At 47.2% G+C, this 14,991-nt stretch carries 11 protein-coding genes and 1 CRISPR repeat array (1 of these 12 running past the window's edge); of the genes, 7 read left to right on the plus strand and 4 right to left on the minus strand.

Translation table 11 applies throughout. The features are described from left to right. A CRISPR array of direct repeats spans positions 1 to 255; the repeat unit is 32 nt; unit sequence GTCGCACCTCACGTAGGTGCGTGGATTGAAAT (it extends 245 nt beyond the left edge of the window). A gap of 319 nt (positions 256 to 574) precedes the next feature. The 5 genes from B9Y93_RS01250 to sigK all read left to right on the plus strand — a co-directional run bounded on the left by B9Y93_RS01250 (position 575) and on the right by sigK (position 7,889). Further along, positions 575 to 1,042 (plus strand): zinc ribbon domain-containing protein, encoded by a 468-nt coding sequence (locus B9Y93_RS01250; protein WP_085492547.1) that lies wholly within the window; start codon positions 575 to 577, stop codon positions 1,040 to 1,042. 9 nt (positions 1,043 to 1,051) lie between these two features. After that, entirely contained in the window at positions 1,052 to 1,483 is a 432-nt protein-coding gene (locus B9Y93_RS01255; RefSeq protein WP_085492548.1) for a hypothetical protein, read from the plus strand. A gap of 130 nt (positions 1,484 to 1,613) precedes the next feature. Then, entirely contained in the window at positions 1,614 to 2,357 is a 744-nt protein-coding gene (locus tag B9Y93_RS01260; protein ID WP_085492549.1) for a hypothetical protein, read from the plus strand. A 1,665-nt stretch (positions 2,358 to 4,022) separates the two neighbouring features. Continuing rightward, a complete protein-coding gene (locus tag B9Y93_RS24445) occupies positions 4,023 to 7,070 on the plus strand; it encodes a DUF4855 domain-containing protein (protein ID WP_176228815.1) in 3,048 nt (1,015 codons plus the stop codon). A 117-nt stretch (positions 7,071 to 7,187) separates the two neighbouring features. Then, positions 7,188 to 7,889, plus strand: a complete 702-nt coding sequence (gene sigK, locus B9Y93_RS01275; RefSeq protein ID WP_085492551.1) for an RNA polymerase sporulation sigma factor SigK — start codon at positions 7,188 to 7,190, stop codon at positions 7,887 to 7,889. Between the two features lie 158 nt (positions 7,890 to 8,047). On the opposite strand, the gene B9Y93_RS01280 is transcribed toward sigK, so the two are convergent. From B9Y93_RS01280 to B9Y93_RS24315, 4 genes are all read right to left on the minus strand, one after another. Further along, on the minus strand, positions 8,048 to 9,352 hold the full coding sequence (locus B9Y93_RS01280; protein ID WP_176228816.1) for an ArnT family glycosyltransferase: 1,305 nt from the start codon (positions 9,350 to 9,352) through the stop codon (positions 8,048 to 8,050). Positions 9,353 to 9,703: 351 nt separating this feature from the next. Then, positions 9,704 to 11,194, minus strand: coding sequence for a peptide MFS transporter (locus tag B9Y93_RS01285; protein WP_085492553.1), 1,491 nt, complete (start codon positions 11,192 to 11,194; stop codon positions 9,704 to 9,706). 245 nt (positions 11,195 to 11,439) lie between these two features. Then, complete coding sequence (locus B9Y93_RS01290) at positions 11,440 to 11,754, minus strand: hypothetical protein (protein WP_085492554.1); 315 nt, start codon at positions 11,752 to 11,754, stop codon at positions 11,440 to 11,442. 145 nt (positions 11,755 to 11,899) lie between these two features. Further along, positions 11,900 to 12,775, minus strand: coding sequence for an AraC family transcriptional regulator (locus tag B9Y93_RS24315; protein ID WP_176228817.1), 876 nt, complete (start codon positions 12,773 to 12,775; stop codon positions 11,900 to 11,902). 156 nt (positions 12,776 to 12,931) lie between these two features. Between B9Y93_RS24315 and B9Y93_RS01300 the strand changes: the two genes are divergently transcribed. Further along, complete coding sequence (locus B9Y93_RS01300) at positions 12,932 to 14,008, plus strand: Gfo/Idh/MocA family protein (RefSeq protein ID WP_176228818.1); 1,077 nt, start codon at positions 12,932 to 12,934, stop codon at positions 14,006 to 14,008. Between the two features lie 63 nt (positions 14,009 to 14,071). Further along, complete coding sequence (locus B9Y93_RS01305) at positions 14,072 to 14,911, plus strand: sugar phosphate isomerase/epimerase family protein (RefSeq protein WP_085492555.1); 840 nt, start codon at positions 14,072 to 14,074, stop codon at positions 14,909 to 14,911. Positions 14,912 to 14,991 lie beyond the last annotated feature (80 nt).

A 14,991-nucleotide genomic window follows, 5' to 3' on the forward strand; every position in this document is an offset into this window, starting at 1 on the left:
ACAAAGAAGTATCCTTGATCATGTCGCACCTCACGTAGGTGCGTGGATTGAAATTGGAGCATCCTTATCTGGACAAAGAGCAATTACTTGGTCGCACCTCACGTAGGTGCGTGGATTGAAATAATTAACTTAATATACAGTGGATAGCCCACATAGTCGCACCTCACGTAGGTGCGTGGATTGAAATACTTTGATGTTTGGGCAAAAGGAAGCACCTCACCTAGTCGCACCTCACGTAGGTGCGTGGATTGAAATTTGGAGAGCCAACCGTCTTTTGATCGCCTCGGGGTGTCGCACCTCGCGTAAGGGTGTGAGTAAAAACAAGGACACATGCAACCATAGTTCTACAAATAACAAAATGATATATAAAGCAGATTTATATTGACAAATGTTAACTTTGTTGGGGATAATAATAAGGGCCTAGGTGAAAGGAAGAAATATAGTCCTACATAACCATCCCTCTCATATGAGTTTTAGGTATAAATAAGCATGCTTAAACTATGAACGAATGATCATATAATATTTTATTAAAGCGTGTTCCATTCATTAAAAATATAATATAGCAGGTGATCTCATGAGTTTTTTGAATAAGTTTAAAAAAGGTGTGGCTGAAGCAGGGACGTTAGCGAAGGTAACCGTTGAAGTGAACCGTCTCAAGCTTCAAATCTCGAATAAGAAAAAAGAAATACAAGAGCAATATTCGCGCATAGGAGAGACTGTATTTCAGATTCGACAGCAGGGAGAGTCGGAGGCAAGTCTCGCAGCTATTGATGAACAATGTGCGAAGATTCTAGAGATTCAAGGTGAGATGCAGCAGCTGGAGCTTAAGATTAATGAGCTCAGCAATGAGAAGATATGCGGCTGCGGTAAGGTTCTTGATCTTGATGCTAAGTTCTGTGTATCGTGTGGACATAAGTTTGAAGAGGCGGTTGAGGTCTTCACCGAACCCGAGGAAGCGGAAACAGCAGCGTGTCCTTCCTGCCAACAAGCGGTACAAATTGACGCAAAATTCTGTGGCAGCTGCGGCTGCACATTGTCTTAGGGGGTCCCTATGCAGCAGTTTTCCCATGTGTTGCGCGAATATCGCAAGTGGATGGTTTCCTTGCCACTCGTAAATATGTTGCTGCCTTATGCCTTGTACATTTGTTTTGGTTCAATTGCAGTTGATTTTATCGTGAAGCTAACCTATACGATCTTCCCGCGTATTTTTGGTTCTGGCATTTTTACTGTTTTTAACTTCTTGGATTCATTGGCTTATTTCGGTTTTTGGATCGGTTTCTGGCTGCTTCTGGCTGCGAAAGAGATGAAGTGGGCGCCTTACGCCTTATTCGCAACAGTGTTCGTCCTGATCTTTCCATTCACAAGCTTTAGCTTGTTTATCGTGCTGAAGGCAGCGCTCTTTATCTGGCTAGGCTACTTGCTGCTTAAGTTCACTGCATCCTCCAGCTATTCAGAAGTCAACGAACGCGAGATTACCTTGTAATAGAGGAAACATATCACTATAAACGTCTTCGATCCAAACCCCGACATGTGCCGACATGAAGGGGTTTGTTTGTTGTCTATATCCTATTATATTCAAATGAATACTGGCTAAGCCAAGGAGGGGAAGGACTGTGAAGCGGAAACTTGTTCTGCTATGCTTGATGCTGTTCATGATCGGCTCAACCGTTAGTGCGACCAACGAATGGACGTTAACCCCATTCAAAGGAAAGCTGGTTTGGAATGGAGTGGATCTGCCCCGTGATCAGGATATGCCTTATTTGCACAACAACGGCACGGTATATATTCCGATACGCTCGCTAAGCGAGACAAGTGCAGGGATCGCGAGCTATGATGCAGGTACGAAATCCATTTACTTTGATACGTTCGGCTCATCCATCTCACAAGTGAGCTCTGCTATCTATAAGCAGGCAGCAAATGAACATGTAACACTCCGAATCAACAGTGATCAGGATATCTATCAGTCAGGGGAACCCTTAAGCATTTGGGCCACCTTGGAATCGAACAGCAGTTCAACCCTTGACCTATCTTATACGCTGCCGTTAATGAAATTTTATATCGAAGATCAGGATGGGATGACGGTAACAGCGCCCTATGCGCCTAAGCCTCAGACCAGATCGTTCAAGCCAGACGAACAGACTATTCAGCTATGGGATGGCTCCTTGGCTTATCAATATGCAAGGGCTCAATCCGAACTATTGGAAGAGTCCTCGCCTTTATTCAGGCCGCTTCATCTGCCGCCGGGGCATTATATCATCGGGGTAGAAAGTCAGTATATGATCGCAAAGAATGATAATGCCAATCTGAACGCGGATATGACGGAAATCAGTGTCAGTATCCCGATTGTAATCGAATAAGATTCTTCAACCATCAGCATGCGGCAGGCTGTCCATGTCTCACACCCATTTTGAACAGCGAATAGGCGTGCTGGAATTGAGCATGAAGCCAGTAGTAACAGCCTTAAAAGAATATATGGTGATAGGAATACAGCGGCTAAGAGGGCAGATGCTCTCATAGCCGCTTGTCTGTTTCAAGAAGTTAGCCCGATTTAATACTTTGCCACTCCTCATGCTGGCATGATGGACAACGGATAATCGCTAGAGTGACTTTTTGGATTAGAGGCTATCGAATTTCCTTCTGGCTTTGGTTAGCAGCTTGAACCTGAATTGATTGACATAGGCATCATTCTTAGCTAACAGCTTATAGGCTTCAAGTGTTGTTAGCATTTGAGCAAGCATAAAAATGCCAACAGCAATCAATCCGATGCACACGGGATAATAAGGGGCTAGGAAATCAGATGAAAGAACTTCTTTTTTCGCCAATCCAAAGGGGAGAATTCCCGCAAGAAGAAATCCGAATCCAGCAATAATCAAAATGGTGTACTTGTTCTTCAACTGCTCATAACGAGCATGTAATTCCTGGACATACTCCTAATCTATCAATAAGAATTCCTGTTTGAGCACTTTATATTTGTCTTCTTCCAATAAAGAGGCAGATACGATCAAGCCTATTCCAATCACTGCAAGCAACATTGTCGAAATGATATACATGGACGGCTCCTGCTTAAACAAAAAATATGGGACGAAGGCTAGTGCTGCAAAGAAACAGCCGAATGAGAGGGATCTAGTCGATTTGCGAGAAGTGAGCAGAAATCCTTCTTCCATTTCTTTGCTATTTTTAAGATTGCTTTATCCTCAATTGATTCACCGAAAGGTTCTTCAATGATCAAACTCCCCCTTTGCTAACTTCCTTTTGTTCAGTGTTAAATCGACTTGCAGTTCAATTGCTACCCCTAGCTTAGAAAATAATGGCTTTATCACTACCAGCTGCAGGTTGCACTTTGTCAATTTGAGGTTGCTGTTATGCAGCGCCGAGTTAGTTGTCAGGAACGATTGCTGAGGATGAACGACACGATATTGGGCGGTTCTGCTGTTGTTGTTTTGAATGGCGATGGGCTGCGATGCTTACTGCTGCGCTGTATCACAATATGTCTAATTGCGTGCGAAAATATTGCACAGCCCTTCAAATTATGCTGCTTGTCTTTCGGCTTGAACTCCCTTTATCATGAGATCAAGCCCCATGATGAAGAAATTATTGCCCGGGAAAAGTTTCTCTCCATTGCACTCTTGTAAGCGCTAACTTCGCTAGAGTTCAATTCTCCATTTGAATTCAGTACCTATCCATAAGCAAGGTCGTTTTTGAGCGTTTTGCCATACAGGTTCAATATTGCTGGTAGATTGCTGAACTTGGATTCGCAAACTAGACAAGATAGAGGACAACTTGGTCAAGCCTTGATGTGGTCGGAAAGCAAATTATTTCACAAATGATCTTTAGTGCCTCTAATTAGTGAAATCAGTGTAAAAGTGTGAGGACTTATCATCCGCATGTATATAAGATAAAGCGCTCGGAAGAAGCACTTTTGAAAGGGGGGATCTAAATCTAGCATCGTCCGAAACAGCAATACAGATGAATGAAATGCTGAACTGTCTGTACTTGAGAACAATGAAAAGGAGATGACCTTTATGTATTCCAATAAAAAATGGGTTTTTGTTCTGATGGCAGCCGTGCTGCTCATGTCACCACTATCTTCAATTTACGCCCAGCCAATGGATTCGGATTCTGTGATCACACAAGTGGAAGAGATCGAGCAGATAGAAGGAGAACGTGCTGCGGAGAATCCACAAGCTGTAACCGAACAGACAACGGATGCGAATGAACCAGCTGCAGATCCGGTGCAGCAAGCGCCGGAGCCTCATCCAAACACATCTGCCTCTAGTATGGATCAGGCCCAATTCCGCAATCTCGCAGCAGGACTGCCATATGAATGGTCTGAGCAGCCAGCCGCGTCGCGTCCTGATGACGGGAGCAAGCTTACAGATGGCAAATATGCTTCATTAGATATGAATGATCCGGCGTGGGTAGGACATGTTCGCGGCAAGACGCGTGAAGTCATGTTTGATCTCGGCGAGGAGAAGTCAATCGGCAGGATTAGCGCCCATTTTTTTCAAGACTATCCTGCGAACTCTATTTTGGTACCGCTAACCGTATCGATGTATGTGTCAGATGATAAAGTGAATTGGGGGCTCCTCTCCCACAATGCAACGCAGCTGCTATGGGGAGAAGGTCCTCCTAGACAGGAGACGTATGTCTGGGATGGGAACCGTGACGGCATCAAGGGCGGGAACACAGATGGCAAGCTGGCATATGCCCGTTATGTGAAAGTAACCTTTACGATGCATCATTCCCAATGGGAATACGTAGATGAGATCGAAATTATGGGTACGGACGGAATGGTCGAAGGTGCGGTCAAGGTACCTGCTGAACAGCCTCATTTTTTGCCGCCGGGTGAAGCAACAGCAGGTATCCATAACTTGAATTTGCTGTATAACGGTCAGTATGCCAATGGCTTGGGAGACTGGAATAAGGAACGCATCATCCCTAATATCAGCTATGTGAATAAGGATGGAGAGCCTACGGATTGGATGTTTGACGGTGTATTATATCTTGGGCTTGCTTCGCCTGCTGGTCGTGACTTCGGTCTTGGACAAACAAATCTAGGAGATTGGAACTGGTACTTAGACAAAACATTCGCCGCTGCAGGCGACATGCAGCAGTTAAATGAAGCGACGAAGGAAGTCGGAAGCAAGCTGAATCAGCCTGATCATAAAATGAAGGTTGTCCTCATGATTCCGAATCCAGGGGAATATTTGAATGACTTTGGTGATGTTGATGGCGACGGTGTAACCGAGAGCTTCAACGACTCCGCTGTGGGCAAGGAGAAGGCATTCGAGAATCGAGAAAAGGCCATCCAGTGGTGGCTTGATCAGGTACAGAACATATGGCAGGCACAACAATATTCTAATCTGGAGCTTGTCGGCATGTACTGGCTGGAAGAGCAAATCAGCACAAGCGCAACAGGACCGGCCTTGATCAAATCGGTTAGCGACAAGGTTCATGGCAAGAACATGAAGTTTTTCTGGATCCCGCATTCTTTGGCCTATAAGAGCTACATGTGGAAAGACGTAGGATTTGATGCCGTAGCTTTTCAGCCGAACTACTTTTTTGGCGATATGGATGCTGATCGCTTGGAAGATGCCGCGAATCTTGCCAAGCAATATGGAATGTCCAATGAAATTGAGTTTGATGACCGGATGCTGACAGATGGCGTATTCCGCGAGCGCTTTATCGATTACTTGAACAGCGGAGCTTCTACAGGCTTAATGCATCAGGGCTTCAAGGCCTATTACCAAGGCAATGACGCGATTCGCAATTTGGCGGTCAGCAAGGACCCGAGCTTGCGCTTAATGTACGACTGGCTGTACCAGTTCACGAAGGGAACATATGTTGTAAATAACAGCCCGGCACCTGAGGTAGACGTATTCCTCAATGGTCACATGATGGAAGGAGATACGGTTGTACCGGATACGGAAACCGTGCAATTTACCTGGAATGTCAAGGATGATGACGGCAGCGGATTAGTAAAGGTCACAGCCCAATTTGATGGCAAGCCTTACACCTCTGGAACGCCAATCGACTTAACCGGCAAACCAGGCAAGCACAGATTGGATATTACGGTTACAGCCGCCAAATCTCAAACGACTACGTATATCATAACGGCTGCCGCGAATGCTGACACGATGAGCACGCATGTGAAGCGCTTTGAAGAGCAGAAGCAGTTCATGACTTCGCGCGCCCCTCGTTCGTTGAACAATTATATCGCCTTGATGAAGCGTTACGAAGGAACGGATGCTGTTCAATTCAACAAATACCTGCTTGGCTTTCGCACAAGACTGGATCAATTGGCTGAGGCGAAGATGATCACGGATACCGCTTATACGGCATTGAAGGAAGAGGTCTATAATCTTGTTGGCAACCTAGCTGAAGGCAAGCCTGCAACGGCTTCATCGGTTGAAGGTTCCAGCAGTAGATTGGTGCCTGAGCATGCTGTAGATGGCTTCTCCTCGACAAGATGGGCCAGCAACTATGTGGATGACAGTTGGTTCCAGGTTGACCTTGGCGAAGTCAAATCATTCGATACGCTTCGGATTGACTGGGAATTGGCTCGTGCGAACACGTACAAGCTTCTCATTTCCAACGATCGACAGAACTGGACCAATGTGATCAAGGACAATGACGGCATCATTACGGCGCATGACGGCAAGGAGACGGTTCGCTTCAAGCCTGTCCAAGCAAGATATGTCAAATTCCAAGGCATCAAGCGTAATACGGATTACGGATATTCCTTCTTTGAGTTTGGCTTATACAACCTCTCAGGCGCTGAAGAGGTGATGCCAATCGACGGCACAACTGTAGACGTCAATGAATCTGCAAAGACACTAACGATCGATGGCCTGTTGATGGACGGCAATCTGGCTAAGGTATATCTGAAGATTGTCGATTCCAAAGGCAAGGTTCGTCACAATAGTGAGGTGAGAAGCACCGAAACGGGAAGCTTCGAATTCACAGTTAAGCTTACCGGCAACCTGAAAGGAACATGCGATGCCTACTTGTCGACCGATGGCATGACAGAGCCTGTGAAGCTTACCTTTACTTACGATAAGAAGGATTGAACAAAAAAGTTGACATAAAAGCTTTTTGCCCGTACAGGCACGCATAGGCTTCCGCCCACATAGAATGTAACGTTCCCTTGTTCGGATGGGTTCGTTCATGTCTTAGGAGGTGGAGTAATGTTTGGATTTTTGTCAACGATCGCTTTATTTATCAAGCAAATCTCGCTGCTTGTATCCTACGTTAAAAATAATGCTTTTCCCCAGCCTTTATCCGAAGAGGAAGAGCTGAAGCATCTTACACAGATGGCAGAGGGCAATGCCCATTCACGTAATATGCTGATTGAACATAACCTCCGGCTAGTGGCGCATATCGTCAAGAAGTTCGACAACACCGGAGAAGATCTTGAGGATCTTATATCCATAGGCACCATCGGCTTGATTAAAGCGATTGAGAGCTTCCAGCCGAACAAAGGGACGAAGCTTGCGACGTTTGCGGCTCGTTGTATCGAGAACGAGATCCTTATGCATCTTCGCAGCCTGAAGAAGACGCGCAAGGATGTTTCCTTGCATGATCCGATCGGGACGGATAAAGAAGGGAATGAAATCACCCTCATCGATATTCTGTTTACGGAAACGGACGATGTGGTGGATAAGGTCCAGCTTAAGATCGAGAAGAGCAAGATTTATCGCAATCTTGATATCCTGGACGAACGTGAGCAGGAGGTCATTCGCGGCCGCTTTGGTCTCGATGGAACCGGAGAAGAACGAACGCAGCGGGAGATCGCGAAGGAGCTCGGCATCTCCAGAAGCTATGTTTCGCGCATTGAGAAGCGTGCGTTGATGAAGCTGTATCATGAATTTTACAAGGCGAAGCGCTAGGTATTCAGGGATGGTTCCTGGGTGTGAATGGTTGCGGACCTCTCGATTCATGCGTAACATCACAAAGGATCTCATGCACATCTGCACAAGCAGAGGCTGAGATCCTTTTGACTTGTTTTCCTTTTGCGTATCATAAGGCATTCGATGCCAGCTTAAGCTTACGCACTCTCTTGTTCAACCTGAACAGACGGCTTCTTCACCTTCGTCTTCAGGTGATAGTCATGCGGATGAAGGAAGTAATCGATGGCGGCTGCTGTGTACATGAGCAGAAAGACCATATTCGGGTAGCCATACCGTGAGAACGTGATAAAAGGCATATAGATGACCGTAAAATATAGGATGGTCAGCAGCAGGGGCAAGCGATGGCGCCAGCTGCTTGTCTTTCGTGACATGCGCATGCCTATCAGACTCATAATGACCAGCAGGCCCTGAATGATATGCGCTTCTATTAGCCCTACACCAAGCAGAGGCAGCCAATAATAAGCTTCAAAGTAAAGCCCGATGAACTTGCCCAGCGTGTACCAGAGCAGATACAGCAGCGGCTGATGCGTAAAGCCGTATTTTAAGATGTCCAGGCCCTTGGCTACGGCGTCAGCGTCGGCCCCGTGATAGATCGTCGACGGATCATACTGCGGATAGGCCTCGAAGAATCCTGCTGGTAGATTCCAATTGAAGATTTGAGTGCCAAGCAAAAAAGGGCTCCCGCCCGAATCCGTGAACAATATAAATCGATCAAACGTAATGAGGTTGCGCATCCACCATGGAGACAACAGCACCATATAGGTTAAGGCGATCATGCACGTAAACTTAAGCATCTCTTTCCACGAGTATTTTTCTTTCCACCATAAGACGATGAGAACGGCAGGAAAGAGAGAGGCATGCGGTTTAAAGTAAGCAGCAGCAGCTGTCAGCATCCCAATAAGCACATATCCCTGCCAGCGTCTGGCTTGTACGGCAGAGATGAGCGCAGGGACGAGCATTAGAATCACAATGCGGAATAAGGATTCGGATAAAATAACGCCGGATGAGAAATAGTCGGGAGGATAGAGGGCGCTTACCATACAGGCGATCAGGGCTATTCTCGAATTGAACATATACCGCGCAATAATAAATACAAAGTACAAAGAGCCTGCTTGCAGCACACACTGAAATAAGCGGAAGGCAATGACGCCTCCGCCATCTTGCCCAAACAAGGCTAGGAAGCCAGCAAGAATGAGAGGGAAGCCCGGCATAATAAATGCAGAAGGCTCCGTTCCAGTATTGTATGCAAGCGTACCTTCATTCAGCAGCAGCTTCGCGGTTTGAATATATTTCACATCGTCATTGTTGGGGTTCGCAGGATCACCTAGAAGAAAATAATCTCCATAATAAAGAACGATCGATGCGGACATCACGAGTACAAACAACATGAGTCCAAGCAGCCATCGTTTTTCCTTGCTGTCTGTTATGGCATATGAGAACAACGACCTTCGCTTCCTTTCTACATAAACTAACACATATAAAGAGGATATCATAATATGGAGAAGGGTGTCTCCTGACTATGGGGAAGGTGGCGCCTAAGACTTTAGTCTAGAAAATCAAGGGAATAGCTATCTTCTTGGATTATGGAGTCTGTTGAAATGAGGATCATGCAAAGAGCCGCCAAAACCAATGTTTTGACGGCTGTTTGGGTAGAAACTATGCTATAGCGCGGCTTGTTTGCCATGCCTAATTGCAGGAGTTTGCAGGAGTGAGATCGCCTGCTTGTACTCAAATGATGAAGTTCATGTGACGGATAACATGTGAAATATACCACAATCATCCAGACACAGTTATTATTTTACACCCTTCATATAGCCCTGGATCTTCGGAGACAGGATAAACAGCAGAAGGCTGAGCACGAGTGCAGCACCGCCAATGACCCCAAAGTACATCATTTCAGTCTCAGGTGTATAGAACTTCACGATTTGCGCGTTGATGGCTTGTGCCGCGGCATTGGACAGGAACCATAAGCTCATCGTTTGCGCGGAGAAGGCTGCTGGCGCAAGCTTCGTTGTTGCAGACAAGCCAACCGGTGACAAGCACAATTCGCCGATCACAACAACAAAGTAGCTGAGCACGAGCCACAATGGATTTACCAAGGAATCGGCGCCACCAAAGTAAGCTGGCAGCAGGATGATCAGGAATGACAATCCGGCAAACAGCAGACCGAGCGAGAATTTTTGCGGGATGGACGGCTGACGATTGCCAAGCTTCACCCACATCCACGCGAATAACGGTGCTAGCGTGATAATAAAGAGCGGATTCAACGACTGGAACCAGGCAGGTGAGATATGAAGGCCTGCGAATTCCAATTGCGTGCGTTTGTCTGCATAATTGGCAAGAATGGTGGAGCCTTGCTCTTGAATCGCCCAGAACATAATCGATGCGATAAACAATGGAATATAAGCAATGATTCGAGAGCGCTCAACAGCGGTTGTTTTCGGACTGCGGTACATAAACACAAAGTAAAGGGTAGGGATCAGAATGCCCAAGACCCCGACGAGCTTAATGAATGTATCGAAGGTCAGAATACCGAGCGGAATGCTGATGGCAACCAAGATGCCGATCACTACGATGCCTGCGCCAATGATCGTAAAGACTTTCTTTTTTTCTTCCTTGGACAGCGGATTCACGACTACCGTTCCAGCAAGTCCGAGGTTCTTTTTACGAGTAATGACATATACGACCAAGCCGATGAACATTCCGATCGCAGCCAGACTGAAACCGAGGTGGAAATTGTTCATGCCGACCGTACCGACAACGAGTGGAGACAAGAAGCCTCCAAGGTTAATGCCCATATAGAAAATACTAAAGCCTGAATCGCGGCGGTTATCCTGCTCACTGTAGATATCTCCCACCATGCTGGAGACATTCGGCTTCAGTAAGCCTGTCCCTAATACGATGAGAATCATGGAGACAAAGAACAATGTGGCGTTGCCTGGAATGGCCAGCACGATATGTCCAAGCATAATCAGGACTCCGCCATAGAATACAGCTTTTGATGTCCCGAAGATGCGATCGGCTAGCCAGCCTCCGATGATGCCCGACATGTAGACGAGCGATCCATAAATCGACATAATCGCAAGCGCCAATTCCTCAGGAAAGCCTAGGCCGCCCTTTGTAACTTCATAGTACATAAAGAATACGAGAATCGCTCTCATTCCATAATAGGAGAAACGTTCCCAGAATTCGGTGAAGAAGAGGGTAAAGAGGCCCTTTGGATGTCCGAAAAATCCATTTTGAGGCACGCTCTCGACGATCTTCTCTTTCGTGATGTTCGACATAACAACTCTCCTCTTTGATGTCCTATTGCTTTACTGTGATAAAGTTGTGTTGTTCATCATTATAAAGGCTGATGCAACAGGACTCAATCAACAATATAAGGCAATTCATAGGATGAGCCGGATAATTATAGGTTATGCCTTGCACCTGATCTCTTTTAATAAGACATTAAAAAAGACTGCCCGAAGCATGTGAGATGCGTTCGGTTCAGCCTTTTTCCTTCTGATAAATATTGGTCTGTTATTCACTATTTCGCCATGTCTTTGAACGCTCTGTGACGAAGCGCTGATCGGCGATAAGCCTGCCTGCGTCTAGCTGTAAATAGGGAAGCGGGCTTATTGCTGCCCAATAAGCGTTTTACTTGAGGCGGCAGCTTCCGCTTGCGAGATTGGGTCAAACGCATGTTCCTTCTCTTGCTGGAGTGATTTGTTGAAGGCTTTCGATTCAATGAAGGATTGCTGCGATCAGCCTGTGTGGAATCCATTGTTGTATCGCAATCAACTTGTTCAGATGCGGATGCTGGCGGCCGATACCCGGTTGTACGGTTCCATCGTCTGGACAAGGCTATTCCTCTCCTTTAGCATCGATCCTTTACAATGCTTCATCGCTAGCTTGGGTATCGATGCATATTGCTCTCCATATCCATATGTGACGAGAGACTCATTCGACCTGTACAAATGTACAGGTGTTGCATCTGTTTTGTGTAATCATTCGGTTCGAAGCTCAATCCGCCGCTTGCGGAAGTCCTTAGGCACAACACCCTTCATCGAACGAAATACGCGAGAAAAAGTGTTGTAGGAACCGTATCCGACTTCCAGCGCAATCTCAGCAACACTCATATCGGTCGTAGCCAATAGGCTTGTGGCATGGCGGATGCGCAGATCGTGAAGGAAGTGAACAAAGGTCTGCCCTGTCGTCTCCTTCACCAGCTCGCTGATGCGGGATGCGCTCATATTGAAGCCCTGAGCAAGCCCTGATAAGCTGAGCTCCTCCTGATAATGGTGGTGGATATATTGAATCATGGGCCACACCGCAGCTTGCTTCGTCGTTGAGGCGCGCACCTGAGGGCTGATGCCTTCAAGACGGCGTCTGATTCGGTCGAATCTAATCAGGATCTCCTTGAGCTTGATCTGAATGAGCGAATGCTTCCACGCTTCATCATGCTCATATTCGTTGGCCAAGTCCTCAATCAGCCTAGTCATCTGTGTCTGCTCAGCCCCTTCCAACAAGATGGAGGGCTGCGTGTCATGCTGGTCCATCCATGCCAGAAATCCTTCGTCCTGATTTTTCTCCATGAGAAGGTCCATACTGAACATGCAGTTGTAGAGTACAAGCGTCTCGCCAGGATCGGTAAAGATCTCATGCACCTGATAGGGAAGAACGAAGGTGAAGGTGCCTGGCACCATCGCATGCATCGTATCATTGATCCTTTCTCTGCCCTGACCGCTTATCACAAATGAAAACTCCAAGAAATCATGGCGATGGGCTCTAAACCCGTTCGGGATGTGGTTCAAGCTGATATGAAGCGAACTTTTGCTGTTCATATTGGGATAGGATCGAAAATAATCCGGAATATGCGTCATACAGAATATTGGCCTCCCGAAGAATTGGGACATTTTTCGAAAAACACGCATGCTTTTCGATATAGTTACTATTAACATAGGAGCAGGAGTGAAGCAATACAAAAATAAATGAAAATCTTTTTTATGGAGCATTTCTTGACAATGGGGGGCATTGCCATGAATGAGAGCAAGGTGAAGATTGGAATCATTGGAGCCGGCAATATTGGCGGGGTGCATGCGGCTCAATTTTCGAGGCTTGGCGATGAGTGTGAACTAACCGCTATCACAGACGTATTTCGTCCGCAGGCAGCCAAGCGGGCAGAGAAGCATGGGATCAAGCATGTGCTGGATACACCTGATGAGCTTATTAAGCATCCGGAAGTGGATGCGGTTATCATCGGTGTGCCGAATCAATATCATGCAGATCTAGCGATTAAAGCCTTGAAGGCCGGCAAGCATGTCCTGTTGGAGAAGCCAATGGCGCTAAATGGAACAGAGGCAAGAAGAATTTATGAGGCTTCGCGTCAAACGGACAAGCTGCTGATGGTTAGCCATCAGATGCGTTTTGAGTCCGTGCCGATGATGATCAAGGAACAGATTGATCGCGGTGAGCTTGGGCGTATCTATACGGCTAAGACTGGATGGTACCGCCGCAAAGGGATTCCAGGCTGGGGGACATGGTTTACCCGCATGAACGAATCAGGCGGCGGCCCGCTGATCGATATTGGGGTGCACATGCTGGATCTAGCGTTGTATCTTATGGGCAATCCTAAGCCAGTATCGGTATATGGCGCCACTTATGCGGAGTTTGGACCGAAGCAAAGAGGGATTGGCACTTGGGGCAAGCCGAATTGGAACGGCGTCTTTGATGTGGAGGATCTCGCAACCGCTCTAATCAAGATGGAAGATGGCACTGCCTTGTCGCTAGAGGTGAGCTGGGCGGTTCATATGGATACTGACAATACGCCGTTCATCCATCTGATGGGCACAGAAGGAGGAGCCAGCTATCGTGGGGAGACAGGGAAGCTCCTGATGGAAAGGTTCGATCGGCCATTTGAGGTGGAGCTGAAGAAGCCAGAGGAAGATGAAGGCGAACGGCTTCGACTCAGCCGATACTTTTTGGAATGCATCCGAGAAGGCAAAGAACCTATGTCTTCTGCTTGGACCGGACTGACTAACAATATGGTGCTTGATGCCATATATGAATCGTCTCGAACGGGGCATGAAGTCCGACTTGACTGGAGCGGCATCTGACAGAAGCAACATCCTAATGAAGGTTTACGATACACATACAAGCAACAAGAGGAGGAAGGACATATGCTTAGAGGAGTTACGAGTGCAGGCTTAGGTTCAATTGAGAGCGAGGAACGCATGATTGAGCTGGCTGCTGCGTATGGATTTCAAGCGGTGGATCTCGATGCCGCTGCGCTTATCGCGCGTCATGGCGTGGACGGTGCGAGATCCTTGCTTCAGCAGCATGGTATTGTGCTGGGTGCGATTGGACTGCCTGTCGAGTGGAGAACGACCGAGGAAGCTTTTCGTCAAGGCTTGGAGAAGCTGGCCACTTACGCTGCAGCGGCGGCTGCACTAGGGGGCACAAGCTGCTGCACGTATATCCTGCCATCGACAGACTTGAAGCCAGCTCCGTTCATGGCGCAGGCAGCGAGAAGGCTGCGTACATGCGCACAGATTCTTGGCGCTTACGGCATCCGCTTAGGCTTGGAGTTCGTCGGTCCGCATCATTTGAGAACACAGTGGAAGCATCCCTTTATCTGGACGTTGGAGGAGACACTCGATCTGATCGCGGTCATTGGGGAGCCGAATGTCGGCCTGCTGTTCGATGCGTACCATTGGTATACAAATGAATTGAATGTTGCAGATATTGAGAAGCTCCGTCCTGAGCAGATCGTGCATGTCCATATCAACGACGCACCAGATGTTCCTGTATCTGAAGCTGCAGACAATCAGCGCCTGTATCCGGGGGAGGGCGTCATCGATCTAGCTGGTTTCCTTCAGGGCTTGCAGAAGATCGGTTATACGGGTGTGGTTGCTCAAGAAATCCTGACGGAGGCTCCATCGACAGAGTCGCCAGAAGTGCTTATGCAGCGCTCCAAAGCGGGCTTTGACCGGGTATTTGCCGCTGCGGGAATGGCATGATGGTTTGGCATGATAGTACGAGAGCGTTCAATTAAGATAAGCGCGCACTAATCCATAAGCGAAGAAGAGCATGAGGCATA

The sequence above is a fragment of the Paenibacillus aquistagni genome, assembly GCF_900177815.1.
Taxonomy (GTDB): domain Bacteria; phylum Bacillota; class Bacilli; order Paenibacillales; family Paenibacillaceae; genus Paenibacillus_B; species Paenibacillus_B aquistagni.

Bases quoted from the DNA above. Each gene is read 5' to 3' on its own strand.
- B9Y93_RS01250 (WP_085492547.1), top strand. From the start codon at position 575: ATGAGTTTTTTGAATAAGTTTAAAAAAGGTGTGGCTGAAGCAGGGACG.
- B9Y93_RS01255 (WP_085492548.1), top strand. From the start codon at position 1,052: ATGCAGCAGTTTTCCCATGTGTTGCGCGAATATCGCAAGTGGATGGTT.
- B9Y93_RS24445 (WP_176228815.1), top strand. From the start codon at position 4,023: ATGTATTCCAATAAAAAATGGGTTTTTGTTCTGATGGCAGCCGTGCTG.
- sigK (WP_085492551.1), top strand. From the start codon at position 7,188: ATGTTTGGATTTTTGTCAACGATCGCTTTATTTATCAAGCAAATCTCG.
- B9Y93_RS01285 (WP_085492553.1), bottom strand. From the start codon at position 11,194: ATGTCGAACATCACGAAAGAGAAGATCGTCGAGAGCGTGCCTCAAAAT.
- B9Y93_RS24315 (WP_176228817.1), bottom strand. From the start codon at position 12,775: ATGACGCATATTCCGGATTATTTTCGATCCTATCCCAATATGAACAGC.
- B9Y93_RS01300 (WP_176228818.1), top strand. From the start codon at position 12,932: ATGAATGAGAGCAAGGTGAAGATTGGAATCATTGGAGCCGGCAATATT.
- B9Y93_RS01305 (WP_085492555.1), top strand. From the start codon at position 14,072: ATGCTTAGAGGAGTTACGAGTGCAGGCTTAGGTTCAATTGAGAGCGAG.